Below are 23,160 nucleotides of genomic sequence, written 5' to 3'. Positions count from 1 at the left end.
GAGGCCGCCGGGGGGCGCATCCCCGGGGCCCGGCGGGCCGCGTCGCGGGCCAGGGCGCTGCGCGAGGGCCTCGAGGTCGGCGAGACGTTGCAGGCTGAACTGGGTACACTTGGGTTACAGCTACAAGGAGGGAAGGCATGAAGAAGCTGTTCTGGCTTTCACTGGCGGTGCTGGCGGCGTCCACGGCAGTGGCCCAGCAGAGCACCAAGCTGCGCATCTTCGTCGGCGGGCAGCAGCGCCCGGAGATCTGGCGCAAGATCCTCGACGTCTACGAGAAGCGCAACCCCGGCGTGCGGGTGGAGGTCGAGGTGGGCGGGGCCACCTCCGACCAGCAGCAGCAGTACCTCACCACCGTGCTCGCCTCGCGCGACCCCTCCATCGACGCCATCCTCATCGACATCATCCGCCCGGCGCAGTACGCGGCGGCCAAGTGGTCGGACACCCTCGACAAGTACCTCCCCGCGGCCAGCCGGGCCAACCTCTTGAAGCAGTACCTGCCCGCCTACTCCAAGGCCAACGTCATCAACGGGCAGCTCGTCGCGCTGCCGAGCTTCGCCGACGCGCAGTTCCTCTACTACCGCAAGGATCTGCTCGAGAAGTACAACCTCAAGCCCCCGACCACCTGGGACGAGGCCATCAAGCAGGCCCAGACCATCCTGGCGGGCGAGAGGAACGCTAATCTCAACGGCATTGGCTTCATGGGCAACATCTCCGAGGGCACGGTGTGCAGCTTCCTGCTGCCCATCTGGGCCTCGGGCGGCGACGTGGACGACGACTCGGGCAAGCTCGTCCTCACCGAAGGCCAGGCCCGCAACTCCTTGCAGTTCTGGCTCGACCTGATGGACAAGCACAAGGTCTCCCCGCCCAACATGGCCGAGAAGGCCCAGGACACCATCCGCCAGGAGATGCAGCAGGGCCGCTGGGTCTTCGGCACCCTCTTCGCCTACGCCTGGAACAGGTTCCAGAACGACGCCGACAGCCAGGTCAAGGGCAAGATCGGCGTGGTGCCGCTGCCGCGCTTCGAGGGCGGGCGCTCGGCGAGTTGTCTGGGCGGCTGGCAGTGGACCATCTCCGACTTCTCGAGGAACAAGGCCCAGGCCTACAAGCTCGTGCGCTACCTCTCGAGCCCCGAAGCCTCCAAGATCCTGGCCATCGACGCCTCCAACCTGCCGGTCTTCCCCTCGCTCTACAAAGACCCCGACGTGCTCAAGGCCAACCCCTGGTTCGCCGACGCCCTGCCCATCGTGCAAAACGCCCGCTCGCGCCCGGTGCACCCCCGCTACCCCGAGGTGGCCGACGTGATGCGCAAGGCCCTCAATGCCGTGCTGGCCCGCACCAAGACCCCGGACGTCGCGGCCAAAGAGGTCATCAGCGGCTTGCAGGCGATCTACGGGAAGTGAGTCGAGGGTCAAGGCTATGTCCTACGTCGTACGTTCTGCGCCGGGTGCTTCTGGTGCGAGGCGTATAGCGTACGACGTATGACGTACGACGGGAGCGACGATGACCCGACCCCAAGACCGCTACCGCAGGAGCTTCGGCGACCTCAGCGAGCGCGCCCTGGCCTTCTGGCTGCTGGTCCCGGCGGGGCTGCTGCTGGGCTTCATCGCCCTGTACCCGGTGATCCGGCTGGTTTATACCAGCTTTTTCCAGTACCAGCTCACCCTCGGCCCCGACGCGACCTTCAACGGGCTCGAGAACTACGCCGCTGCCCTGCGCGACGCCCGCTTCTGGAACGCGCTGAAGAACACCTCGCTCATCGTGCTGGTCACGGTGCCGGGGGCTTTGCTGGTGGGGCTCGGGCTGGCGCTGCTGGCCAACCTGCCCTTCCGGGTGAAGTGGCCGGTGCGGCTGGGGCTGCTCTTGCCCTGGGCGCTGCCGCTGGTCTTCGTGGGCCTGATCTTCCAGTGGTTCTTCGACAGCCAGTACGGGGTGGTCAACGACCTGCTGGCGCGGCTGGGCGGCGAGCGGCAGTTCTGGCTGTTCAAGCCCGACCTGGCCTTCTGGGCGATCTGCTGGACGATCATCTGGAAAACGAGCTCCTTCGTGGCGCTGATCCTGCTGGCGGGCTTGCAGACCATCCCCAAGGAGCTCTACGAGGCCGCCGAGGTGGACGGGGCCAGCCCCTTCCAGCGCTTCTGGCGCGTGACCCTGCCGCTGCTGACCCCCGCCATCCTGGTGGCCCTGATCTTCCGCACCATCACCGCCTTCCAGACCTTCGACATCCCCTACGCCATGACCAAGGGCGGCCCCGGCAACGCCACCGAGACGCTGGCGATGTACGTGCGGGTCACCAGCATCGAAAACCTCAACTTCGGCTACGGCTCGGCGCTGGCGATGCTGCTGTTTTTAATCAGCATGGTCATCACCATGATCTACCTGCGCTACGTGAGGGGGGCGGATGAGTAGGCTGTGTTGCCGCAAGCCGGACGTCGAACGCCCAACGCCGGACGCCAGGGGACGTGCGCCTTACGTCCTACGTCGTACGCGAGACGCAAAAGGCAAGGCGCCGGTGGGTTGGGCTGTGGGGCGTCGGGCGTTCAGCGTTCGGCGTTGGGCCATCAGCCACCGGCTATCCGCGGCCCGGAGGGCTTCATGAACCCCTTCAAGAACCTGCGCTTGTGGGTGTGGGTCGCGGCGGCCGTCGTGGTGTTCAACGGCTTCTTCCCGGCGCTGTGGATCTTCTTCACCTCGCTGAAGCTCGAGGGTGAACTCACCCGCATCCCCATCACCTACTGGCCCGACAACCCCACCTTCCAGAACTACCTCCAGGCCTTCCGCGAGCAGCCGCTGGGGCGCTACTTCTTCAACAGCGTGGTGGTGGCGGTGGGCTCGACGCTGCTGTGCGTGGGGGTGGGGAGCCTGGCGGCCTACGCGCTGGCCCGGCTGCACGTGCCCCGGCGCAACCTGATCCTCTCGCTGCTGGTGGGGGTCTCGATGTTCCCGGTGGCCTCGCTGATGGTGCCGCTGTACCAGACCTTCAACGAGATCGGCCTGCGCAACAACTACCTGGCCCTGATCCTGCCCCACGCGGCGCTCTCGCTGCCGGTGGCTACGCTCACGCTGGTGAGCTTCTTCGCGGGGATCCCACGCGACCTCGAGTCCGCCGCGATGGTGGACGGCTCGAGCCGCCTGGGTGCTTTGTGGCGCATCGTGGTGCCGCTCTCGGCGCCGGGGGTGTTCACCGCCGCCATCCTGGCCTTCGTCAACAGTTGGGACGAGTTCTTGCTGGCCTCCACGCTGCTCCCGGCCAAGGCCATGCGCACGCTGCCGGTGGGCATCCAGCTCTACCAGGGCGAATACGTCTTCCCCTGGCCGCTGATCTCGGCGGCGCTGGTGGTGGCGTTGGTGCCGGTGGCGCTGGTCATCGCCGTCTTCCAGGAGCGGGTGGTGGGCGGCCTGACGCAAGGGGGTGTCAAGGGATGATGCAAGACGCAAAACGCAAGACGCGAGACGCAGGTCGTACGTCGTACGCCCTACGCCGTACGCAAGAAGGGGTGTGGCTCTGGACCCCTGAGGGGTTGTCCTGGGCGTTTGGCGTGTAGCGTTTGGCAATCTTATGTTGCGGATCGGACTCGTTCCCATCGTGCGGCCCCTGTTCCGGGGGTCGAGATTCGGCCTCGAGCACGCCTCCCGGCAGGCCCTGCAAAGCCTGGGCGCCGAGCTGGGCTTCGAGCTGGCTTACGTGGCCGACCCCGTGGCCGACGCGGCGCAGGCGGAGGCGGCGGCGAGGGCGGCCTGGGCGGCGAACCTCGACCTGCTGCTCATCGAGCACGTGACCTTCGCTACGGGGGACGTGTTCTTGCCCCTCCTGAAGCTCCCCCTGCCGGTGGGCCTGTGGGCGCTGCCGGAGGTGTGGGACACGGGGCCGTTGCCGCAGAACGCGGTCTGCGGGCTGAACCTGGGGGTTTCGCTGCTGGAAAAACCGGCCAAGTGGTTCTACGGCGCGCCCGAGGACGGGTGGTTCCGCGAGCGCCTGGGCCTGACCCTTGCCGCCCTGCGCGGCGTGAGGGCCCTGCGCCAGGGCCGGGTGCTGTGGCTGGGCGGTCCCGCGCCGGGGTTCTTCGCCTTCGACGCGCTGCCCGAGACGGGGATGCGGGTGGAGCGGGCGGGCCTCGAGGTGCTGTGGGAAGCGCTGGAGGGCGTGCGGGAATCCGACGTGGACGCGCTGGCCGCGGCCTTCGACGAGCTGGCGGAGTACCCCGTGGAGGCGCTACGACCGGCCTTCCGGCTCGAGCTCGCCCTGGCCGAGGTGGCGCGGGGCTACGACGGGGTGGCCCTGCGCGAGTGGCCCGAGATCCCCGACCGGGCCGGGGTGATGGCCTACTCGGCCATGGCCCGCCTGGCCGACCGGGGCCACACCTTCGCCCCCGAGGGCGACGTGATGGGGCTGGCCGGGCAACTGGCGCTGCAGGCCGTCTCGGGGCAGCCGGCCATCCTGCTCGACGTCTCGCACTTCGGGGCCAAGGGCCTGATGCTCTGGCACGGCGGCGAGGCCCCCAGGGCCTGGGCGGGCGGCCCCACCCGGCTGGTCGCGCACTTCAACCGGGGGCTGCCCGCGGTGCGCGACATGCCGCTCAAGGCGGGGCCCATCAGCGGCCTGCGGCTGCTGCCGGGGCGGCGGGCGGTGGTGCACGGGGGCTATTTGAGCGGGGAGAAGGGCTACGACGGGGACTCGAGCTGGCTGGTGGCGGCGAGCTGGGCCGGAGCGCCCCAGGGGCCGCGCGAGTTCCTGGCGAGCTGGCTCAACCACCGCCTCCCCCACCACCTGGCGGTGGGCATGGGCGAGCACCAGCCGGCGCTGCTGGAGTTGTGCGCGTGGCTGGGCCTGGAGGTGCTCCCGGCCGACCCGGAGGAGAATAGGCTGGTATGGCGCGCGTGATCACCCTCGGCTGGGCCTGCCTGGACCAGCGCTTCTATCTCGAGCACTTTCCCCCTACCCACAGCCGCACCCCGGTACGGGCCTTCCGCCAGGCCATCGGCGGGCCGGCAGCCGTGGCGGCCCAGGCCGTCGCGCGGCTGGGCGGGGAGGCGCTGCTGCTCTCCCGGCGCGGCCCCGACGGGGCGGGGGAGAGCCTCGAGGCCGCCCTCCGCGCCGAGGGGGTGCGCACCCGCTTCACCCTGGGCCGCGAGACCCCCGTCAGCGCGGTGCTGGTGGCCCCGGACGGCGAGCGCTACATCTTCCCCTACCGCCCCGACCTCCCCGCCGAGCCCGACTGGGACCCCGAGGCGGTGCTGGAGGGCGTGGGGGCCGTCCTGCTCGACCATCGCTGGCTTCAGGCCGAGCGGCTGCTGGCCGAGGCGGCCCGCGCGCGCGGCATCCCGGTGGTGCTCGACCTCGACCACGACCGCCCCGAGGCCTGGGAGCTGGTGCCGCGGGTGAGCCACGTGGTGGCCTCGGAGGAGCTGGCCCGGCATCTGGGCGGGGTGGAGGCGCTGCTGGGGCGCATCCCCGGCTGGGCCGCCGTGACGCTGGGGGCCGAGGGCGTGCGCTACCGCGGGGGCCAGGTCCCCGCGTTCCGGGTGAAGGTCAGGGACTCGACGGGCGCGGGGGACGTGTACCACGGCGCTTTCGCCCTGGGCCTGGCCGAGGGGATGGGCGAGGAGGGGGCCCTGCGCTTCGCCGCGGCGGTCTCGGCGCTGCACGTGCGGGACGGGGAGCCTCCGCGCAGGGCAGAGGCCGAGGCGCTGCTAGGGTAGATTGGCCGAGGTCACATGGGATATATCGCAGAGCTTAGGAAGCTGGTGGGTTCCCGCCCCCTGATCATGGCCGGGGCCGGCGTGCTCGTGCTCGACGGGGCGGGCCGCCTGCTGTTGCAAAAGCGCGTGGACAACGGCCTGTGGAGCTTCATCGGGGGTTCGATGGAGCCGGGCGAGACCTTCGAGCAGACCGCCCGGCGCGAGCTGTGGGAGGAGGCCGGCCTCGAGGCGGGGGCGTTGCGCCTGCTGGAGGTGGTCTCCGGCCCCGAGTTCTTCTACCGCTACCCCAACGGCGACGAGGTGTACAACGTGGGGGTGCTGTTCCTCGCGCTCGAGGTGCGGGGCTCACCCCGCACCGACCCCTCCGAGGGCCTGGAGCTGCGCTACTTCGGCCTCGACGCCCTCCCCGACCTCAGCCCTTTCGAGAAAGCCGCGCTGCCCCGGGTGCGCGAACGCCTGCTGCAAGTGAGGTGCCCCGTATGAAGACGACCCCCGCCAAAGCCCGCGCCTACGCCCGCATCGGCGACGCCCAGATGCGCTTCGCAACGCTCGCCATCGACCAGCGCCCCCCGCTCTTCAACCTCGTCGCCAGGGCGCTCGACAAGGACCCCGAAGCCGTGGGGGCCGAGGTCACGGCGCTCAAGGGCCTGCTGGCCGAGACCCTGGCCCGCAGCGTTACCGGCATCCTGATCGACCCGCACTACGCCTTCCCCGCCGCCATGCCCCTCATCCCCCGCGAGACCGGGCTGATGCTGACCCTCGAGCACCACCGCTTCGAGACCGTGGAAGGCGGCTGGCGCAAGAGCGCGGTAATTCCGGGCTGGAGCGTGGAGCAGGCGGTGCGGATGGGGGCCGACGGCCTCAAGCTGCTGGCCTGGCACCGCCCCGACGCCCCCCGGGAGATCGTCGAGCACCAGCTCGAGTTCGTGCGAGGGGTGGGCGAGCAGTGCAAGAAGGCCGACCGCCTGTTCATCTTCGAGGTGCTGCCCTACCCCCTCCCCGGCGAGGACGAGGCCGCCTACAACGCCAAGCTGCGCGACCTCTCGCTCGAGATCGCCGCCGCCTTCGCCGACCCCGGCTTCCACATCGACCTCTACAAGCTCGCCATCCCCGGCGCGGCCAGCCTGGTGAAGGAGTGGGGCGGCAAGGGCTACGGCCTCGACGACCTCGAGGCCGACATGCGCGAGTACGGCAAGCTCCCGGCCCCCTGGCTGCTGCTCTCCGGCGGCCTCAACACCGACCAGTTCGTCGACGCCTTCGAGCGCGCCGCCAGCGCGGGGGCGCGGGGCTACCTGGCCGGGCGGGCCATCTGGCAGCACCCCCTGCGCCGCTACCCCGACCTCGCCGACACCCGCGCGGCGCTGCTCGAGGAGGGCCGCGAAGCCCTCGACCGGCTCAACGACATCCTCATCACCATCCCGCCCCTGTACCCCGAGGTGGACTGGGTGCTCGAGGGCGTCGCGGGCTAGGGCCTCGCGGGCATCTCATAGCGGGTTCAAAAAGATAATCGTCCGATCCGAAGAGCCCTGGAGGCTATCTTTTCGAATCCCAGAGCACTCCCTTCGGTGGGGTCAGTCCGGCGCCGAACTGGCCGAATCGGGTATCAGGCAACCGCCAGCCGTACAAGGAGCCATCTATGCCCATGGTCACGCTCACGGTCCGCAGGCCGAAGTCCGGCGAGTTCAAGACCACCGTGCTCGACGCGGTCCACGCCGCCCTGGTCTCGGTGGGGGTGCCGGAGGCCGACCGCTTCCAGCGGGTCTTCGAGCTCGAGCCCGACGACTTCCGCTACGATCCCCGCTACCCCGACCTCGAGTCGGACCGCACCGACGACTTCGTGCTCATCGAGGTCCTCTGGGCGGTGGGCCGCAGCGTGAAGGTGAAGAGGAAGTTCCTCGCCGAGCTGATGGGGACGCTCTCGAGCGCGGGCTTCAACCCCGAGGGCGTGATGGTGTGCTTCAAGGAGATCGCCTGGGAGAACTGGTCCTTCGGCGGGGGCCGGCTGGTCCACACCTGAGCGGCCCGGACCGACCCGCGCTGGCCTCGAGTACAATGGGCCTGAGAATTTCCTAGCTGCCGACCTTCCTCAGCGCTGCCCGCCCGGCACGGGACGCAGGTGCCGCCCATGCGCGTTCTCGCCCGCAAGCCGAAGGCCCCCCAGCCCGCTTCGCCCGCAGGGCGCCTTTCCGCCGGGCCCCTGCAGCCCGGCAGTCCTGTCCCCGCCGTCGTGCACGAGGTGTTGTCCAGTCCGGGCGAGCCCCTCGAGCCCGCCACGCGCCGGCTGATGGAGCCGCGCTTCGGGCACGACTTTGGCAGGGTGCGCGTTCACGCCGACGCCTGCGCGGCCCGCTCCGCCGAGGCGGTGGAGGCGCGGGCCTACGCGGCGGGTCCGCATCTGGTTTTCGGGCCGGGGGAGTACGCCCCCCGCACTCCCCGGGGCCGGGCGCTGCTGGCCCACGAGCTGACCCACGTCGTGCAGCAGCGCGCGGTGGGGGCTCACGCGGCCTCGAGCCTCCGCCTGGGCGACCCCTCCCACCCCGCCGAGCGCGAGGCGGGTCACCTCGAGGCCCAGCCCGTGCTGCGCCGCGCCCCCAAGAAGGCCAAAACCTGGGCCGGGGAGTTCGTCGCCGACCCCTACGACGCCAACTACCGCGAGGTGGGCAGCGTGGTGGTGGGCTACGGCGCCGACATCGCCCTCACCTTCAAGGCCAACGCCTTGGTGGACGCCGAGAAGATCGCCTTCGTGCAGACCGCGCTCAGCATGAAGGACGGCACCCCCCACAACAAATACGACGACCCCAAGAAACGCAAGGTCGCCGAGAGCCGCATGATCCCGAAGGGCAAGCCGGGCGCCGGCACCCACATCGACCAGACCCTCGAAAGCCCGACCCCGCTCTACGGCATGACCGGGGCCAAGGGGAGCGACCTCTCGAGCCCCGAGCCGGGGAAGTACACCGAGATCGGCTGGCATTACCTCGACTCCGGCCAGAAGCTGCAAAACCGCGACGCGGTGTTGAAGGACGAGCCCATGCTGAACTCGGGCGACGCCTACACCGCCGCCGAGGACGTGATGAAAAGCGAGTGGTCCCAGCGCTTCGAGAGCACCGCGCTGGCGATCGCGGGCAACCAGAAGGGCGTGTTCTACGGCTCGGTGGAGTGGGGCTGGGTCAAGGGCACCTCCGACCTCCAGCCGCGCCTGCTGGAGTTCAAGGCCAAGTCCCCCAACGCCCCCAGCGCCGTCTTCATGGAAGCGGCCCGCTTGTGGAACGTCTCGGTTTCGCCCGACAACAAGCCGACCCTCGACCTCCCCACCGACGTCCCCGCCACCACCTCCAAGGCCACGGTGCTTTGGGACAGCCCCGACAAGGGCAAACGCCTCGCCACCCTGACCCAGGGCACCCTGCTGGGCCGCACCGCCCGCACCGACCCCAAGCGGAGCTGGTGGGCCAACGTCATCGTGATCGGCGGCCCGCACGTGGGGAAAGGCGGCTGGGTGATGGAGGTGGACCTGTACTCGGGCGAAAAGAAAAAGCCCTGAAGCGCTTCAGGGCTGGGGATTGGGTTTGCGGCGACGGCGCCGGCGGCGTTTCTTCGCGGGGGCGCCGGGATCGCTCGAGCCCGCCTGCGCCGTCGGGTTCGCCGGGGCCTGTGCCGGTCGGGCGCGTTGCGGCTTGGGGGCTTGGTCCTGCGGCGCTTTCGCCTCGGCGGCCCGCTGCTCCTTGGCGGCCTTGTTGGCGCGGGCCTGGGCCCGTTGCGCGCGCATCGCGGCGATGCGCTCCTGGATGGGGACCTCGAGCTTGTGCTGCGGCTTGGCCGAGTAGTCGAAGCGCTCGAGCATGACCCGCTCGAGCTTCCTCCCGATGGCCTTCTCGATGTCCCGCAGCTGCGCCTCCTCGTCGGGGGCTACGAAGGTGAAGGCCTCGCCGGTGCGCTCGGCGCGGGCGGTGCGGCCCACGCGGTGGATGTAGTCCTCGGGGACGGCGGGGACGTCGAAGTTGACCACGTGCTCGAGGGCCTCCACGTCGATGCCGCGCGCGGCGATGTCGGTCGCCACCAGCACGCGGTACTTCCCCGACTTGAACCCCGCCAGGGCCTCGGTGCGCTGGCTCTGCGAGCGGTTGCCGTGGATGCGGGCGGCGTTGACGCCGTTTTTCTCCAGGAACTCGGCCAGCCGGTTGGCGCGGTGCTTGGTGCGGGTGAACACGATCACGTTGCCGAGTTGCCGGTCGAGCAGGGCCAGCAGCAGCGCCGACTTGAGCTCCTGCGGCACCGGGTAGACCGCCTGGGTGATCCCCTTGGCCGGGGCGGCCTTGCGCTCGGTGTTGATGGTGACGGGGTCGGTGAGCAGCTCCTTCGCCAGCTCGGCGATGGGCTCGGGCATGGTGGCCGAGAAGAACAGCGTCTGCTTGGGCTTGGGGATGTGGCGCAGCACCCGGCGGATGTCGGGCAGGAAGCCCATGTCGAGCATCCGGTCGGCCTCGTCGAGCACGAGCACCTCGAGGCCCTCGAGCCGCGCGTAGGGGTGCTGGAAGTGGTCGAGCAGCCGGCCGGGTGTGGCCACGATCACCTCGACCCCGCTCCGGAAGGCCCGGGTCTGCGGCTCCATCCCGACCCCGCCGAACACCGCGGCGCTGCGGATGCCGGTGCCTTTGCCCAACTGCTCGAACTGCTCCTGCACCTGCGCCGCGAGCTCGCGGGTGGGGGCCAGCACCAGGGCGCGGGTCACGCCCCTGGGGCCCTCTAAAAGCCGCTGGAGGATGGGCAGCACGAAGGCCGCGGTCTTGCCGCTGCCGGTCATGGCGCAGGCCAGCACGTCGCGCTCGGCCAGCGCGGGCGGGATGGCCTGGGTCTGGATGGGGGTGGGCTGGGTGTAGCCCATCTGCTCGACAGCGCGGAGGAGCTTGGGGTGCAGGGAAAAGTCGGAAAAATTCATGAGGTTTGGGGAGGCCAGGGGGCCTGCAACGTCCCATCTTACCCGATGCGACCCCCTCCCGCCGAGGCCCGGGTAGAACCGGGCCTACCCCGAAAGGAGCGCCCCGGCGAAGCAATCCATCGTGCACGTCGCCCGGGTGGTCTGCGACTACGACGGGGCCATCGGGTTCTACACCCGAAAGCTGCGCTTCTGGCTGCTCGAGGGAGCGGGCCACGTCCCGGCGCTCACCCGGCCTGCGCGAATCCCTCCGAGCCGGCAGCCGGTGGCCGAGGCCTGACCCGCGCGCTCGAGCAGCCCACCATTCAAGGGATTGTCTCGTGAGTGCTACATTTGACATAATGTACGCTTTGCTTTACATTGAGTCTGCTGAGTTTTGCATAAAGTAATGCCCAGCAGACTCCCGGAGGCCCGATGACCTTTCAAGAAAAGAAGAACCTGGGTTTTATTGCCGCCACCGTTCTGGTGTTCGCCTATTTCTGGTTCAACGTCTTTCCTCGCCATCCCGCTTCGGGCGCCGCGGCAGAAACAGTGCTCCGGTTTTGGGGCAGCACGGTCTTGATCTACATCGTCACGAGCATTGGGGTGCTCATACTCCTGCATATCCTGACCAGCATCACCCATACCGTTTTGACCAGAGAACGAGAACCCTCGTTCATGGACGAGCGTGACCGGTTGTTCGACATGAAGAGCGACCGCTATATGTACCTCACGTTTATCGCGGTATTCCTGCTGGCGATGCTGCTGGCGATGTTGGGCGCGGCACCGGCTGTAACCTTCAAGGTGTTGATGACGGCTTTTCTGATGAGTCAAATTGTGGGCAGTTCGACCGAGTTTTTTCTGTACCGCAGGGGCTATTAAGTGAGCAGAATTCGCATCGGCAACAACGTCCGCAAGCTGCGCTTCAACCGCGGTGAAATGACCCAGGAGCAGTTGGCGGCAAAGGTCGGGGTGACGCGCCAGACGATCGTCTCCATCGAGAAGGGTAAGTATTACCCTTCATTGGAACTGGCCTTTCGGCTGGCGCTGGCCTTCGAAGTACCTCTGGAAGAAGTCTTTTTTCTGGAAGATTCCTCCTAAGCACTAATCAAAAAGCTAGCCGTAGCTGGGTGAGTCGTTCTATTGCACGCCAATAGAACCGGATCGGTATCGCGAAAAAAGGAGCTAGGTATGACGAAAGCATCCACAAAAAGCAAACTCGAGGGGTTGGTCCCCGCCGGCCTCATCCTGCTCGCTTTGGTTCCCGTCGCGGCGGGTGTCGCTCGAGTGCTGGAACTGGGGGCCGGGGGGCCCATCACCCCGGAAAACCAGCGCTTTTTCGCCGCGCCTTTGCCCATCGTGGCGCATAGCCTGGGTGGCATCGTGTTCCTGGTTCTGGGGGCCCTGCAATTTTCCCCGACGCTGCGCCGCCGAAAACCGGGCTGGCACAGGATGGCCGGGCGGGTGCTGATCCCCAGCGGACTGGCGGTGGCGCTCTCGGGCTTATGGATGGCCCACTTCTACCCCTTGCCCGAGTTCGACGGCGCAGCCGTGTACAGGCTGCGGCTTTTGTTCGGCTTTGGCATGTTGGTTTCGATCGTGCTGGCTACGGTCGCGGTTTATCGGCGGGATTTTGCCTGCCACGGGGCCTGGATGACTCGAGGCTACGCCATCGGGGCGGCCGCGGGCACGCAAGTACTTACTGGTGTGCCGTTGTTTCTCTTCTTCCCCGAGAACGTCAATGACCCGACCCGGGCCGTCACCCTGGGAGCGGGCTGGGTGATCAACCTCGCGGTGGCCGCATGGGCCATCCGCCGCAGGCTTAGGGCAAAGCGCGGGTGAGGGTCATGTCGGGGGCGAACCGTCCGTGGTGTTTGCCCCCGACGGGCTCCCGTGTCCGTCGACAGTGCTGGGCGGGGCACGTCCAGCTATAATGGCCCCAGCCCGTTATCGCCGTAGCGCACGCGCCGACCGACAGCCCCCACGACCCGTTCGGCATTGCAGGAGGATTCGCATGGCGTTCATCGAGACCGTCCCGGTAGACCAGGCCACCGGCGAGGTTCGCGCGACGTACGAGCGCGCGCAGGCCAACCTCGGGTACGTGCCCAACTACGCCAAGGTCTTCAGCCTGCGCCCGGAGGTGATGGGCGCGTGGTCCGGCCTGCTGGCGAGCATCCGGGGGCACATGGACCTGCGGCGCTACGAGCTCGTCACGCTGGCGACGGCCAGGGCCCTGCGCAGCTCGTACTGCATGCTCGCCCACGGCACCATCCTGCGGCGGCAGTTCTACGGCCCCGAGCAGTTGGCCGCCATCGCCGGCGGCACCGCCGACGCCGGCCTCGAGCCCGCCGAAGCCGCGATGATGGCCTTCGCGGAGCGGGTGGCTAAAGACGCCAGTTCCATCACCGCCAGCGACGTGGAGGGCTTGCGGGCCCACGGTTTCACCGACGCTGAGATCTTCGACATCGCCGCCGCTGCCGCCGCCCGCTGCTTCTTCAGCAAGCTCCTCGACGCGCTGGGCGCCGAGCCCGACTCGGTGTACCTGGAACTCGAGGACGACCTGCGCCGCCGGCTGACCCCTGGGCGGCCCGTCAGCGCGGCGCCGGTGGAGCGGGTGCCGGAAGTGCCTGCGGCAGGGGAGGGCTAGCCTTTAACTACTCGTCGAGCACCTTAGTTTTATGTTGAACTGTACGCGAATATTGTGGAGGGGGCAATGATATGGCGTGATGCTGTTCTCGATGCCTTGCGGCGCTACTCGGCACGGCATTCGACAAGAAATATAAATCGCCAAAGCCTAGTCGATGAAGAACTTAGTCAAATAGTCAGTGTCACGGGATCTGCTGGAGAAACGCCGACTCAAACCTTGAGCCGTGTGCTTCAGGAACTTCGGGATGACGGCTTTCTCTATTTCCTTGGTAATGGCAACTACTTGCTTGCCAACTTGCCCATTCATGTCGAAGAAGAAGATCTGCCTGATGACGCCTTAGATTTCGTAATTCGGGATAACAAACTTATGATCGGCAACTATCCGACGAGTGATCAACAAATCATTGCTCGGAGAAGACGAGGACAGGATAGGATAAGACGCGCAACCCTTGAAAACTACGATTACAGGTGTGCCTTTTGTGACGTAGATGAACCTGTCATGCTCGTGGCAGGCCATATAGCTCGCTGGGCAGATCAAGTGGAAGGTCGTGGTGACCTAAAGAATATGATCTGTATGTGCAAGTTCCATGATGCGCTTTTTGAAGGTGGCTATTTCTCGATGACAGATGACTATCGCATATTGAAGAGGCCCAAGGGTTCAAGTCAGACTATCAATCTCTTTTTAAGCCAGACAACAGTATTTCGTGAGCCGTCTGCCTATCCGCCAGCATCGCAGTATCTGCTAAAACACCGTGCACGTTCTGGCTTCTTATAGAAGAAGCGAAGCTCCGCGATTCATGTTAAGGAGTAGTCAGCACTAGGCACTCACCTTTAGGCGACAGGCTTTCCCTCGACTGTGTTCGGCTTGCCTGCGGTTGATACGTATCATTACGCCAAATGCCCTAACCCAATCCCCTCGAGCAGCTCCCGCACCATCACCTTCTCCCCCCGCTTCACCGACTCCTCGGCGGCCACCCCGATCACCACGCTCCAGAAGCCCTCTTCGGCGGTGGCCGCCGTGCTGCTGACCTACAGCCTCCTCAAGCTTTTCGAAGCCTATCCCGCCCTGCGGCTCCTGGGGGCTGAAACAATGCTCCGTGCTTTTCCGAATTGGGGTAGTTTATAATGATTTCTTCATCGAGGAGTGAACTATCCAGTTGACTGCAAAGCCAACAGTGCTAGCATTGATATCGCGGCAAGGGGGTGAGTATGGCCAGCTTGATTATTCGAAACCTCGATGAAACCACAAAGCAAGCCTTGCGGCTTCGCGCGGCGCAGCACGGCGTTTCGATGGAAGAGGAGGCGCGCCGCATCTTGCGGGCGGCGTTGGGAGTTACCCGCTATCCCGCGAGGCTTGGCGGCCACCTGCGCGACCGTTTTCAGGCAGTTGCCGATGAGGATTTCCACCTTCCCGAACGGCACAGGCCACGCAAACCGCCGCAACTGGGATGAGCTCGCATGATTTTGCTCGATACCAACGTGCTCTCCGAGTTCATGCGACCGCAGCCCTCGGCGCAAGTGGTTGCCTGGCTGGATGAGCAGCCCGCTGAAACGGTATGGGTCAGCGCCATCAGCCGCGCCGAGATTGAACTGGGTCTGGCGCTCATGCCGAAAGGCAAGCGGCAAATGGCACTGGCGCAAGCAGCTCAGGCGATGTTCGACGAAGATTTTGCCGGTCGCTGCTTGCCGTTCGATGAGGTCGCCGCTGTCCACTACGCGCGCATCGTAGCGGCGCGTATGCAAGCAGGCCGACCGATCAGCCTGGAGGATGCCCAAATCGCCGCGATCGCGCTGGCGCACGGCATGGTGTTGGCTACGCGCAACACCGCCGACTTTGAACGGATCGAGGGGCTTGATCTGGTCAATCCTTGGGCAGGTGGTGCCTGAGCATCTATGTGTTTTGGATGGCGGCGTTATAAGTGTCCCAACCCATTCCCCTCGAGCAACTCCCGCACCATCACCTTTTCCCCACGCTTCACCGATTCCTCGGCGGCCACCCCGATCACCACGCTCCAGAAGCCCTCTTCGGCTGTGGCCGCCGTGCTGGGCTTGCCGTCCATGGCGTCGATCCAGCGCAGGTGCTCGTAGTAGGTGCCGCCGTTGTGGCCGGTGGCCTCGATGAGGGCGGGGTAGCTGGGGGTCATGACCCGGGAGGTGCGGTCGGGGAGGCAGATGACCTCGAGGTAGCTCCCCCACTGCGAGTGGGCCTGCCCGTTCTCGCCCTCGCTGGCCTTGAGGCGGCCCTCGTCGCCGCAGAGCACGATCTCCTCGTAGACCATGGGCGCGAACATGCACAGGTTGAAGTTGGCCCGGATGCCGTTTTCGTACTCCACGATCACGAAGGCGTTGTCGAGGATGTCCGAGCGCTCGCCGCCGTACTCGAAGTCACGGAAATTCACCGCCTGGCTGCCGCTGGCGTAGACCATAACTGGCCTCGACTCGGCGAAGAGGTTGAAGAGGTCGAAGTAGTGGCAGCACTTCTCGACCAGGGTGCCGCCCGAGTACTTCGAGAACTTGTTCCACTGCCGCACCTTGTCGAGGAAGGGCTCGCGGTGCTCGAGGATGGTGATGGTCTTGATCTCGCCCAGGCTGCGCCGCACCTTGGCCTCGTGGATGGCCTCGACGTAGATGGGCTTGTAGCGGTACTGGAGGCCGATCTGCAGCACCTTGGGGTAGTTCTGCGCGATCTGCCAGATCGCGTAGGCGTCTTTCAGGTTGGTCGCCATGGGCTTTTCCAGCAGGATGTGCTTGCCCGACTGCGCCGCGACCCTGAGCACCTCGAGGTGGGTGTGGTTGGGGGTGCAGATGATGAGGGCATCGGCGGCGGGGTCGTTGCAGGCGGCCTCGAGGCTGTCGTAGACCACCAGGGGCTCGTCGGAGAACTGGGCCTTGACCCGGCGGGCGCCCTCGACGCTGGAGGGGTTGGGGTCGTAGACGCCGTGGACGGTGCAGCGCCCCTCGAGCATGGTGACCCGGACGTGCTCCTGGCCGTTGACCCCCACCCCGATCACGTTGAAGCGGTACTTGAGGGGGCCGGGGTCCATGAGGAAGCGGTCCTCCTTGGGCACGTAGGCGAACTTCGGCGTCAGCGCGTGGCCGCGGTTGGCGAACTCCTTGTTTTTCTTCACGCGGCAATTATAAATCTTAGATTCAAAAAGCTGGGGCTCAGCTTGGCGTGGTATAGCTCGGGGTGTGAGGGTCTTCCGGCAGGGCGCCTCGAGCCTGGCCTACGCGCGGCGGGGGGCAGGGCCGCCGCTGGTGCTGCTGCACGGGCTCTCCGGCTCGGCGGCGTGGTGGCGGCGCAACGTCCCGGCGCTCGCGCAGCACTTCTGCGTGTACACCGTGGACCTCATGGGCTTCGGCAGGAGCCGGCGGCAGCACCCCCTGCCCCTGCGGGAGGCGGCGCGGCTGCTCGAGGCGTGGCTGGAGGCGCTCGAGCTGCGCCAGCCCCGCCTGATCGGGCACTCGATGGGGGCGCACATCGGGCTGCACCTGGCGGCGCGCTACCCGCTGGGGGCGCTGGTGCTGGTGGCGGCGAGCGCGCTGGTGCGCGACCCCTGGTGGCGCATGTCGCTGCGCCTGCCGCAGGCGGCCTGGCACGGGGCCTGGGAATTCCTGCCCACGCTGGCCTGGGACGCGCTGCGGGCCGGGCCGCGCAACCTCTACCGCGCGACGCAGGAGATCATCCGCGACGACCCGGCGGAGCTGCTGGGGCACGTCACCTGCCCCACGCTGCTGGTGTGGGGGGAGCGCGACGTGCTGGTCACGCGGCCGATGGGGGAGAGGCTGCGCGCGAGCCTCGCCCATTCGCACCTGGTGGTGATCCCCGGCGCGGGCCACAACGTCATGTACGACCGCGCCGCCGCCTTCAACGCCACCGTGATCCCCTTCCTGCTCAACCCGACGGAGGTGCTCAAGACCGGATGAAGGCGCGTGAGGTGTGGCTCGAGGTCCAGGGGGTGCGCACCTTCGCCCGGGTGATGGGGGCGGGGCCCAGGATCGTGCTGGTGCCGGGGATGGGCTGCTCGCACCTGTACTACGGGCGGCTGCAGGAGGCGCTGGCGCCGTACTTCGAGGTCTGGGCCTACGACCCCCCCGGCCAGGGCTACAGCCGCGCGCCGCTGTCGCAGTACCGCACCATGCGCGAGGTCAGCGACCACCTCGCGGCGTGGCTCGAGGCCGCCCGGCTGCGCGGGGCCGTGCTCTTCGGGCACTCCCAGGGCGGGGAGGTGGTGCTGGACCTGGCGGGGCGCTACCCCGGGCTGCCCTCGAGGCTGGTGCTGTGCGCCCCCACCGGCATCCCCGAGTACCCCCGCATCCCCCGGCAACTGCTCAACTTCGTGCGCAACGCGCCGCGGGAGCGGCTGGAGCTGTGCTGGCGGGTGGTGCGCTCGTACTTCATGGCCGGGCCGAGCCGGGTGTGGGCCCTGCTCTACGACCAGCTCAACCACCGCGTCGTGCCGCTGATGCGCCGGGTGCACGTGCCGGTGCTGGTGCTGGTGGGCACCCGCGACCCCATCATCCGGCCGCGCCTGGGGAAGGCCTTCGAGGAGGCGCTCCCCCACGCACTGCTGCGGGTGATCGAGGGGGGGACCCACGCCCTGCACGACAGCCGCGCCGAGGAGGTGGCGCGGGCGGTGCTGGAGTTCTGCCCGGCCGAGCGCCAGGCGGTGCCCTGAGCGGCCGGTAGAATCAGGGGGCATTCGGAGGTGCTATGCCCTATCTCTTAGCCCTGGACCAGGGGACCACCAGCAGCCGCGCCATCGTCTTCGACCTCGGGGGCAAGCCGCTGGGCGTGGCCCAGCAGGAGTTCACCCAGCACTTTCCCCAGCCCGGCTGGGTCGAGCACGACCCGCTGGAGATCTGGCAGTCGCAGATCCAGACCGCCCGCGAGGCCATCCAGCGGGCCGGGGTCGCGCCCGCCGAGATCGCCGCCATCGGCATCACCAACCAGCGCGAGACGGTGGTGCTGTGGGAGCGGGCGACGGGCAGGCCGGTGCACCGGGCCATCGTCTGGCAGGACCGGCGCACGGCGGGGCTGTGCGAGGAGCTCAAGCAGCACGGCTACGAAGGGGCCTTCCGCCAGAAGACCGGGCTGGTGCTCGACCCCTACTTCTCGGGCACCAAGCTCAAGTGGCTGCTCGACGAGGTTCCGGGCCTGCGCGAGCGGGCGGGCAAGGGCGAGCTGTGCTTCGGCACCATCGACTCCTGGCTGATCTTCAACCTCACCGGCGGCCAGGTGCACGCCACCGACGTCTCCAACGCCTCGCGCACGCTGCTGTTCAACCTGCAGACCCTCGAGTGGGACCCCCACTTGCTGGGGGTGCTGGGCATCCCCAAGGCGGTGCTGCCGCAGGTGCGGCCCTCGGCGGGGGTCTACGGCCACACCGTGGCCGAGCTGCTGGGGGCCTCCATCCCCATCGCGGGGGTGGCCGGCGACCAGCAGGCCGCGCTCTTCGGGCAGGCCTGCTTCAGCGCGGGCATGGCCAAGAACACCTACGGCACCGGCTGCTTCCTGCTGATGAACACCGGCCCCAAGCCGGTGGCCTCGCAGCGGGGCCTGCTGACGACGGTGGCGTGGCAGCTCGAGGGCGAGGGGGCCGAGTACGCGCTCGAGGGCTCGGTCTTCATCGCGGGGGCGGTGGTGCAGTGGCTGCGCGACGGGCTGGGCATCATCCAGAAGTCGGCCGACGTCGAGGCCCTGGCCGCGAGCGTGCCGGGCACCGACGGGGTCTACCTGGTCCCGGCCTTCGTGGGCCTGGGCGCGCCCTACTGGGACGCCTACGCCCGGGGGACCCTCGTGGGGCTCACCCGCGGCACCACCAAGGCCCACGTCGCGCGGGCGGCGCTCGAGGCCATCGCCTACCAGGCCCGCGACCTGGTGGGGGCCATGGAGGCCGACGCGCAGATGGGGCTCAGCGAGCTGCGCGTGGACGGCGGCGCCACCGTCAACGACCTGCTGATGCAGTTCCAGGCCGACATCCTGGGCAAGGCGGTGCTGCGCCCCGAGGTCACCGAGACCACCGCGCTGGGCGCGGCCTACCTGGCCGGCATCGGCGTGGGGGCGCTGAGCAAGGCCGAGATCGCCGAGCGCTGGGCAGTGGACAAGCGCTTCGAGCCGCAGATGGGCGAGGAGGAGCGGGCCCGCCTGTACGCCGGCTGGCAGAAAGCGGTCGAGCGGGCCCGGGCCTGGGCAGAATGAGCCCAAAGCTCACACCGCCCGTGAGGGGCTGGTACGCTAGGACCGGGGAGGAAACAGCATGACCAACCGCATTCAGGAGATGCTCGAGAAAGCCCGTATTGCCGCCGAGAACGCTTTGAGGGAGGCCGAGGCCAAGTTCAACGAGGTCCGGGCCAACCTCGACAAGGACAAAGACGGCGTCCCCGACGCCATCGAAGGGCTGATGGCCCAGGCCCGCGAGGCCACCGAGCGGGCGCGGGCCAAGCTCGAGGAGGTCAAGGCCAATCTCGACCAGGACAAGGACGGCATCCCCGACCGCCTCGAGCGCGTGGCCGAGCAGGCCAAGCAGGCCGCCGAGGTCGCCAAGGCCAAGGCCGACGAGCTGGCCCAGGCCGCCCGCGACCGCATGGGCGGCGGCAACAAGCCGGGTTGAACCCGGCGAGACCGGTGGGGGCGGGCTGAGGCCCGCCCCTTCGCCGTTCCCGGCTACCCCTGCGGGCGCAGAGGCGTGAGGCTGGAAGGGCACCCGGAGTTCCGACCCCGCCTCGAGCCCTACAGCATCCCCCCGGCGGCGCGCTCGACGAGCTCGAGGCCGCCCTCGAGGCGCTCCGGCAAGCAGTGTGGGGCCTTCCCGAAGGGCAGAGCCAAGCCGGCGGTTTTGGATTAAGGCCCATCCACCTTAAGGTGGAGCTTTCTCAACCACATGGGCACTTTGGCTCCTTAGTCCCGCTTCAGCTTAGGCCGGTTCTCGGATTTTTCACAACCGTGCCACAAAACTGCCATGAGACGGGCCAAGCATAGGGCTTAGGAAGAAACCCGGGCCCGGGCTTCCGAAACGAAAGCGCAGGAGGAGAATACGTGAAAAAAGGCATGCATTTGTGGACGGTCTCGGCCCTGCTGGCTGTAGGGGGCGCATTCGCCCAGGAGCAGCCCCCGGCCCAACCCACCCAACCCGCCCAACCTGAGCAGACCCAGAACGTAGGGCAAAAGGGAGTGTCCAAGCTGGCCCTGCGCCTGATGGCCCTGCAAAAGCTCGTCGCCAGCGCCGAGGGGGGCCTGAGCCAGGAGCAGGCCCAGAAGATCCTGCCTTACGTCATGGCGATCCGCAGCTCCGCGGCGGTCTGGGACGGGACGGCCGAGTACTACAGCCAGGCCCTCGACCAGATCCTCACCGAGGAGCAGCGCAAGGCCCTCGAAGCCGGGACCTCGAGCGAGAAGGCGGCCCACGAGGGCGGCGAGGGCACGGCCACCGGCGAAGCCGGTGCCGGTGAGGGTGCTGGCGAAGGCGGCACCGGGGAAGGCGCGGGCGAAGGCGCGGGTGAAGGCGCTGGCGCCGGCGGCACCGAGACCCAGCAGCCCGCCACCGAGCAGGCCACCCAGACCGAAATGCCCGCCCTGGCGACCGACGCCCCCAACCCCTTCGCCGCCGAGCCCTACTCCGCGATGCTCGACCAGCTCATCCAGCAGCTCCAGGGCATCGCCCGCGGCACAGGCGGCAACCAGGGCTAGCTTCGGGCAACCTCATAAGCCTCCGTGTTCCACCCGAGGGGAGATTTCTCCCCTCGGTTTTTCTGTTATGGAGCGTCGGTGTAGAGGCCGGAAGTTTAAGCCTTCAGCTTTCATCCGTCAGCCGTCAGCAAATGGCACGTGGTCCGTGGCTAGTGGTTTGTCGAGGATCAAGGGTCTAGGGTCGAGAGCCAAGGCGTCCGGCGTTTTGCGTTTGGCGTTTGGCGTACGACGTAGGACGTACGACGTACAACCCGCATCCCGCGTCCGGCTATCGGCTATCACCACGCCCAGCATCCAGAAAAGCCATCGGCAACCCCGCAGGCCCCACGATGCGCGAGAGCATGGTCTGGGCGATGGAGCGGGCGTACTGCTTGGCGACCTCGGCGTTCTCCCCGGCGAAGCGCTCGTCTACGGTGGCGGTGAAGAGCTCGAGCCAGCGCTCGAAGTGCCCGGCCTCGAGGGGCTTGCGGGCGTTGAGCATGAGGTGCTTGTACATCATGCCGCCCTTGTAGGCCCCGGTGCGGAAGAGGATGTTCTCCCAGAAGCCGTGCATGGTGGGGAGGTGGGCCTCGAGGTCGAGCCCCTCGAAGAGGTGGCCGATGAGCGGGTCGCGGGTGGCCTTGCCGTAGAAGGCGTTGACCACGGCGGCGATGTCGGCTCGAGAGGTGATGTCGGGCATGGAGGGCAGCATAGGGCAAGGCGGGGGGTGGCTACAGTGAGCAAAGTCCCTGCTGATGGCTGAACGCCGCCGATAGCCGATAGCTAAACGCAAAACGCAAAACGCAAGACGCAAAACGCCCTGGACCCTCGGCCCTCGACTTTAGACCCTCAACCTCAATACGCCACCTTCAGCCCCTCGAGGTAGCGGAAGACGTTCTTGGGCATGTACCTGAAGTCCTGGGGCAGCAGGCGCAACTCGGGGAGGCGCTCGAGGAGGACCCGTAGGGCGGTCTGGAGCTCGACGCGGGCCAGTGGGGCGCCGATGCAGTAGTGCAGCCCGGCGCCGAAGGCCAGGTGGGGGTTGGGGTTGCGGGCGATGTCGAAGGTCTCGGGGTCGCGGAAGACGGCGGGGTCGTGGTTGGCGGAGGCGTAGTAGAGCACGAGCTTGGTGCCGCGCTCCCAGCGCTGTCCCTTGTACTCCAGGGGCTCGAGGACGTAGCGCTCGAAGAATTGCAGCGGGGTGTCGTAGCGCATCATCTCCTCGACGGCGGTGGGGATGAGGCTGGGGTCGGCCTCGAGGCGGGCGTAGGCTTCGGGGTGGGAGAGCAGGGCCTTCATGCCGTTGCCCATGACGTTGACCACCGCCTCGTGGCCCGCGTTGAGCAAGAGGATGCAGTTGTTGACGAGCTCCTGCTCGCTCAGGCGCTCGGGTTCACGGTCGTGCACCTGGAGCATGGCGCTGAAGAGGTCGTCGCCGGGCTGCTGGCGCTTGAGGGGGATCATGGCGCGCAGGTAGGCCGCGAACTCCTGGGCGCAGCGGATGGCCTCGGCCTCCATGGCCTCGGTGCGCTCGGGCTCGAACCAGCCGATGATGCCCTTCGACCAGGGCACCAGGTGGTGGCGGTCGGCCTCGGGGATGCCCAGCAGGTCGGCGATGACGGTGACGGGGATGGGCTGGGCGAAGTCGTGGATCAGGTCGGCTTCGCGGGCGGGGCGTTTCAGCAGGTCGTCCACCAGGCGTTCGCACAGGGCGTGGATCTTGCCCGACAGCTCGCGCACGCGCTTGGGGGTAAAGGTCTGGTGGAAGACCTCCTTGATGCGGGTGTGGTCGGGGGGTTCGATCTCGAGGATGGAGCCCACGCGGGTCTGCTCGAACTGCCACTCGTACTCGCCCCACTGCGGGTGGTTGTCCAGCACGCGCCCCAGCTTGCGGTCGCGCAGGAGGGTGTTGACGTCCTCGTAGCGGGTGAGCACGTAGGCGTTCCACTTCTCGAAGAAGAAGATGGGGCTTTCCTCGCGCAGGCGGCGGTAGGTGGGGTAGGGGTTGGAGAGGAAGGCGGGGTCGGTCGGGTCGAAGGCGGTGTTTGTAGTGTTCATGGCCGTGTAGCTAATAGCCTATAGCGGTTGGGGTAAGGGGGATAGGGGTGGGGGAGGGCTCGAGCTTCGTCCTGTTTCATGCTCTGCTCTGGGGGTGGGGGGTTGTTCGCGGTGGGGTGGTTTGGTGTCCCCCGCTCCGCCGTCGGGGGGGGGGGGGGGAGGTGATGTGGAATCGCCTCCC

Annotated in this window: 26 protein-coding genes; 22 read left to right on the top strand and 4 right to left on the bottom strand. The window is 67.7% G+C overall.

The genetic code is table 11. The annotated features are described in order from the left end of the window. The first annotated feature begins 137 nt into the window (after positions 1-137). The 9 genes from MEICH_RS0100405 (at position 138) to MEICH_RS28290 (ending at position 9,235) form a co-directional block, all read left to right on the top strand. On the top strand, positions 138-1,400 hold the full coding sequence (locus MEICH_RS0100405) for an ABC transporter substrate-binding protein (protein ID WP_027890980.1): 1,263 nt from the start codon (positions 138-140) through the stop codon (positions 1,398-1,400). A gap of 100 nt (positions 1,401-1,500) precedes the next feature. Then, positions 1,501-2,406, top strand: coding sequence for a carbohydrate ABC transporter permease (locus tag MEICH_RS0100400; RefSeq protein ID WP_027890979.1), 906 nt, complete (start codon positions 1,501-1,503; stop codon positions 2,404-2,406). 186 nt (positions 2,407-2,592) lie between these two features. Next, the gene (locus MEICH_RS0100395; protein ID WP_051303809.1) at positions 2,593-3,423 is read left to right on the top strand and encodes a carbohydrate ABC transporter permease; all 831 of its coding nucleotides are present in this window, start codon (positions 2,593-2,595) and stop codon (positions 3,421-3,423) included. A gap of 133 nt (positions 3,424-3,556) precedes the next feature. Next, positions 3,557-4,879, top strand: a complete 1,323-nt coding sequence (locus MEICH_RS0100390) for a fucose isomerase (RefSeq protein WP_027890977.1) — start codon at positions 3,557-3,559, stop codon at positions 4,877-4,879. Further along, positions 4,867-5,697 (top strand): PfkB family carbohydrate kinase, encoded by an 831-nt coding sequence (locus MEICH_RS0100385; RefSeq protein WP_027890976.1) that lies wholly within the window; start codon positions 4,867-4,869, stop codon positions 5,695-5,697. Before MEICH_RS0100390 ends, MEICH_RS0100385 begins: the two co-directional genes overlap by 13 nt. 15 nt (positions 5,698-5,712) lie before the next feature. After that, positions 5,713-6,180 carry an NUDIX hydrolase gene (locus MEICH_RS0100380; protein WP_027890975.1) on the top strand — a complete coding sequence of 156 codons (468 nt, stop codon included), beginning with the start codon at positions 5,713-5,715 and terminating at the stop codon, positions 6,178-6,180. Continuing rightward, positions 6,177-7,166: a tagatose 1,6-diphosphate aldolase gene (locus MEICH_RS0100375; RefSeq protein WP_027890974.1), complete on the top strand. Its 990-nt coding sequence runs from the start codon at positions 6,177-6,179 to the stop codon at positions 7,164-7,166. The genes MEICH_RS0100380 and MEICH_RS0100375 overlap by 4 nt, the downstream gene beginning before the upstream one ends. A gap of 167 nt (positions 7,167-7,333) precedes the next feature. Beyond that, on the top strand, positions 7,334-7,714 hold the full coding sequence (locus tag MEICH_RS0100370) for a tautomerase family protein (RefSeq protein ID WP_027890973.1): 381 nt from the start codon (positions 7,334-7,336) through the stop codon (positions 7,712-7,714). Between the two features lie 108 nt (positions 7,715-7,822). Beyond that, complete coding sequence (locus tag MEICH_RS28290) at positions 7,823-9,235, top strand: eCIS core domain-containing protein (RefSeq protein ID WP_157202532.1); 1,413 nt, start codon at positions 7,823-7,825, stop codon at positions 9,233-9,235. Positions 9,236-9,241: 6 nt separating this feature from the next. Here MEICH_RS28290 and MEICH_RS22830 read toward each other — a convergent pair whose 3' ends face one another. Continuing rightward, positions 9,242-10,630 (bottom strand): DEAD/DEAH box helicase, encoded by a 1,389-nt coding sequence (locus MEICH_RS22830; RefSeq protein ID WP_051303807.1) that lies wholly within the window; start codon positions 10,628-10,630, stop codon positions 9,242-9,244. Positions 10,631-10,751: 121 nt separating this feature from the next. Here MEICH_RS22830 and MEICH_RS29770 point away from each other — a divergent pair, with 121 nt between their 5' ends. The 8 genes from MEICH_RS29770 (at position 10,752) to MEICH_RS0100325 (ending at position 15,139) form a co-directional block, all read left to right on the top strand. Beyond that, complete coding sequence (locus tag MEICH_RS29770; RefSeq protein WP_218916373.1) at positions 10,752-10,907, top strand: hypothetical protein; 156 nt, start codon at positions 10,752-10,754, stop codon at positions 10,905-10,907. Between the two features lie 134 nt (positions 10,908-11,041). After that, entirely contained in the window at positions 11,042-11,488 is a 447-nt protein-coding gene (locus MEICH_RS0100350; protein WP_027890972.1) for a hypothetical protein, read from the top strand. Further along, the gene (locus tag MEICH_RS0100345) at positions 11,489-11,707 is read left to right on the top strand and encodes a helix-turn-helix transcriptional regulator (protein WP_027890971.1); all 219 of its coding nucleotides are present in this window, start codon (positions 11,489-11,491) and stop codon (positions 11,705-11,707) included. A 90-nt stretch (positions 11,708-11,797) separates the two neighbouring features. Next, complete coding sequence (locus tag MEICH_RS0100340; RefSeq protein WP_051303806.1) at positions 11,798-12,448, top strand: DUF2306 domain-containing protein; 651 nt, start codon at positions 11,798-11,800, stop codon at positions 12,446-12,448. 172 nt (positions 12,449-12,620) lie between these two features. Beyond that, on the top strand, positions 12,621-13,253 hold the full coding sequence (locus MEICH_RS0100335) for a peroxidase-related enzyme (RefSeq protein ID WP_027890969.1): 633 nt from the start codon (positions 12,621-12,623) through the stop codon (positions 13,251-13,253). Positions 13,254-13,319: 66 nt separating this feature from the next. Next, the gene (locus tag MEICH_RS28280) at positions 13,320-14,027 is read left to right on the top strand and encodes an HNH endonuclease (protein WP_157202531.1); all 708 of its coding nucleotides are present in this window, start codon (positions 13,320-13,322) and stop codon (positions 14,025-14,027) included. 434 nt (positions 14,028-14,461) lie between these two features. After that, positions 14,462-14,704, top strand: coding sequence for a FitA-like ribbon-helix-helix domain-containing protein (locus MEICH_RS27575; protein WP_084542106.1), 243 nt, complete (start codon positions 14,462-14,464; stop codon positions 14,702-14,704). Between the two features lie 6 nt (positions 14,705-14,710). Further along, positions 14,711-15,139 carry a type II toxin-antitoxin system VapC family toxin gene (locus MEICH_RS0100325; protein ID WP_027890968.1) on the top strand — a complete coding sequence of 143 codons (429 nt, stop codon included), beginning with the start codon at positions 14,711-14,713 and terminating at the stop codon, positions 15,137-15,139. A 26-nt stretch (positions 15,140-15,165) separates the two neighbouring features. On the opposite strand, the gene MEICH_RS0100320 is transcribed toward MEICH_RS0100325, so the two are convergent. Then, the gene (locus MEICH_RS0100320) at positions 15,166-16,380 is read right to left on the bottom strand and encodes a Gfo/Idh/MocA family protein (protein ID WP_027890967.1); all 1,215 of its coding nucleotides are present in this window, start codon (positions 16,378-16,380) and stop codon (positions 15,166-15,168) included. A 64-nt stretch (positions 16,381-16,444) separates the two neighbouring features. Here MEICH_RS0100320 and MEICH_RS22825 point away from each other — a divergent pair, with 64 nt between their 5' ends. From MEICH_RS22825 to MEICH_RS22820, 5 genes are all read left to right on the top strand, one after another. Then, positions 16,445-17,179, top strand: a complete 735-nt coding sequence (locus MEICH_RS22825) for an alpha/beta fold hydrolase (protein ID WP_169730613.1) — start codon at positions 16,445-16,447, stop codon at positions 17,177-17,179. After that, positions 17,176-17,931, top strand: a complete 756-nt coding sequence (locus tag MEICH_RS0100310) for an alpha/beta fold hydrolase (RefSeq protein WP_027890966.1) — start codon at positions 17,176-17,178, stop codon at positions 17,929-17,931. Before MEICH_RS22825 ends, MEICH_RS0100310 begins: the two co-directional genes overlap by 4 nt. Positions 17,932-17,966: 35 nt before the next feature. Continuing rightward, entirely contained in the window at positions 17,967-19,454 is a 1,488-nt protein-coding gene (gene glpK, locus MEICH_RS0100305; RefSeq protein WP_027890965.1) for a glycerol kinase GlpK, read from the top strand. A 58-nt stretch (positions 19,455-19,512) separates the two neighbouring features. Continuing rightward, the gene (locus tag MEICH_RS0100300; RefSeq protein WP_027890964.1) at positions 19,513-19,866 is read left to right on the top strand and encodes an HlyD family secretion protein; all 354 of its coding nucleotides are present in this window, start codon (positions 19,513-19,515) and stop codon (positions 19,864-19,866) included. Between the two features lie 425 nt (positions 19,867-20,291). Continuing rightward, positions 20,292-20,942 carry a hypothetical protein gene (locus MEICH_RS22820; RefSeq protein WP_157202530.1) on the top strand — a complete coding sequence of 217 codons (651 nt, stop codon included), beginning with the start codon at positions 20,292-20,294 and terminating at the stop codon, positions 20,940-20,942. A gap of 268 nt (positions 20,943-21,210) precedes the next feature. On the opposite strand, the gene MEICH_RS22815 is transcribed toward MEICH_RS22820, so the two are convergent. Further along, positions 21,211-21,621, bottom strand: coding sequence for a group III truncated hemoglobin (locus tag MEICH_RS22815; protein WP_051303805.1), 411 nt, complete (start codon positions 21,619-21,621; stop codon positions 21,211-21,213). Positions 21,622-21,776: 155 nt separating this feature from the next. After that, on the bottom strand, positions 21,777-22,979 hold the full coding sequence (locus MEICH_RS0100280; protein WP_027890963.1) for a cytochrome P450: 1,203 nt from the start codon (positions 22,977-22,979) through the stop codon (positions 21,777-21,779). Between the last annotated feature and the right edge of the window lie 181 nt (positions 22,980-23,160).

Source organism: Calidithermus chliarophilus DSM 9957 (assembly GCF_000430045.1).
In the GTDB taxonomy this organism is placed as follows: domain Bacteria; phylum Deinococcota; class Deinococci; order Deinococcales; family Thermaceae; genus Calidithermus; species Calidithermus chliarophilus.
This window is presented reverse-complemented; position numbering and strand designations above follow the sequence as displayed.

Excerpts from the sequence above, each read along its gene's own strand:
- MEICH_RS0100370 (WP_027890973.1), top strand. The coding sequence starts at position 7,334 with ATGCCCATGGTCACGCTCACGGTCCGCAGGCCGAAGTCCGGCGAGTTC.
- MEICH_RS0100380 (WP_027890975.1), top strand. The coding sequence starts at position 5,713 with ATGGGATATATCGCAGAGCTTAGGAAGCTGGTGGGTTCCCGCCCCCTG.
- MEICH_RS22815 (WP_051303805.1), bottom strand. The coding sequence starts at position 21,621 with ATGCCCGACATCACCTCTCGAGCCGACATCGCCGCCGTGGTCAACGCC.
- MEICH_RS0100390 (WP_027890977.1), top strand. The coding sequence starts at position 3,557 with ATGTTGCGGATCGGACTCGTTCCCATCGTGCGGCCCCTGTTCCGGGGG.
- MEICH_RS0100300 (WP_027890964.1), top strand. The coding sequence starts at position 19,513 with ATGACCAACCGCATTCAGGAGATGCTCGAGAAAGCCCGTATTGCCGCC.
- glpK (WP_027890965.1), top strand. The coding sequence starts at position 17,967 with ATGCCCTATCTCTTAGCCCTGGACCAGGGGACCACCAGCAGCCGCGCC.
- MEICH_RS0100405 (WP_027890980.1), top strand. The coding sequence starts at position 138 with ATGAAGAAGCTGTTCTGGCTTTCACTGGCGGTGCTGGCGGCGTCCACG.
- MEICH_RS0100395 (WP_051303809.1), top strand. The coding sequence starts at position 2,593 with ATGAACCCCTTCAAGAACCTGCGCTTGTGGGTGTGGGTCGCGGCGGCC.
- MEICH_RS0100325 (WP_027890968.1), top strand. The coding sequence starts at position 14,711 with ATGATTTTGCTCGATACCAACGTGCTCTCCGAGTTCATGCGACCGCAG.
- MEICH_RS28290 (WP_157202532.1), top strand. The coding sequence starts at position 7,823 with ATGCGCGTTCTCGCCCGCAAGCCGAAGGCCCCCCAGCCCGCTTCGCCC.
- MEICH_RS0100340 (WP_051303806.1), top strand. The coding sequence starts at position 11,798 with ATGACGAAAGCATCCACAAAAAGCAAACTCGAGGGGTTGGTCCCCGCC.
- MEICH_RS0100280 (WP_027890963.1), bottom strand. The coding sequence starts at position 22,979 with ATGAACACTACAAACACCGCCTTCGACCCGACCGACCCCGCCTTCCTC.
- MEICH_RS0100375 (WP_027890974.1), top strand. The coding sequence starts at position 6,177 with ATGAAGACGACCCCCGCCAAAGCCCGCGCCTACGCCCGCATCGGCGAC.
- MEICH_RS22830 (WP_051303807.1), bottom strand. The coding sequence starts at position 10,630 with ATGAATTTTTCCGACTTTTCCCTGCACCCCAAGCTCCTCCGCGCTGTC.
- MEICH_RS0100385 (WP_027890976.1), top strand. The coding sequence starts at position 4,867 with ATGGCGCGCGTGATCACCCTCGGCTGGGCCTGCCTGGACCAGCGCTTC.
- MEICH_RS0100400 (WP_027890979.1), top strand. The coding sequence starts at position 1,501 with ATGACCCGACCCCAAGACCGCTACCGCAGGAGCTTCGGCGACCTCAGC.
- MEICH_RS0100310 (WP_027890966.1), top strand. The coding sequence starts at position 17,176 with ATGAAGGCGCGTGAGGTGTGGCTCGAGGTCCAGGGGGTGCGCACCTTC.
- MEICH_RS0100335 (WP_027890969.1), top strand. The coding sequence starts at position 12,621 with ATGGCGTTCATCGAGACCGTCCCGGTAGACCAGGCCACCGGCGAGGTT.
- MEICH_RS28280 (WP_157202531.1), top strand. The coding sequence starts at position 13,320 with ATGATATGGCGTGATGCTGTTCTCGATGCCTTGCGGCGCTACTCGGCA.
- MEICH_RS0100350 (WP_027890972.1), top strand. The coding sequence starts at position 11,042 with ATGACCTTTCAAGAAAAGAAGAACCTGGGTTTTATTGCCGCCACCGTT.
- MEICH_RS27575 (WP_084542106.1), top strand. The coding sequence starts at position 14,462 with ATGGCCAGCTTGATTATTCGAAACCTCGATGAAACCACAAAGCAAGCC.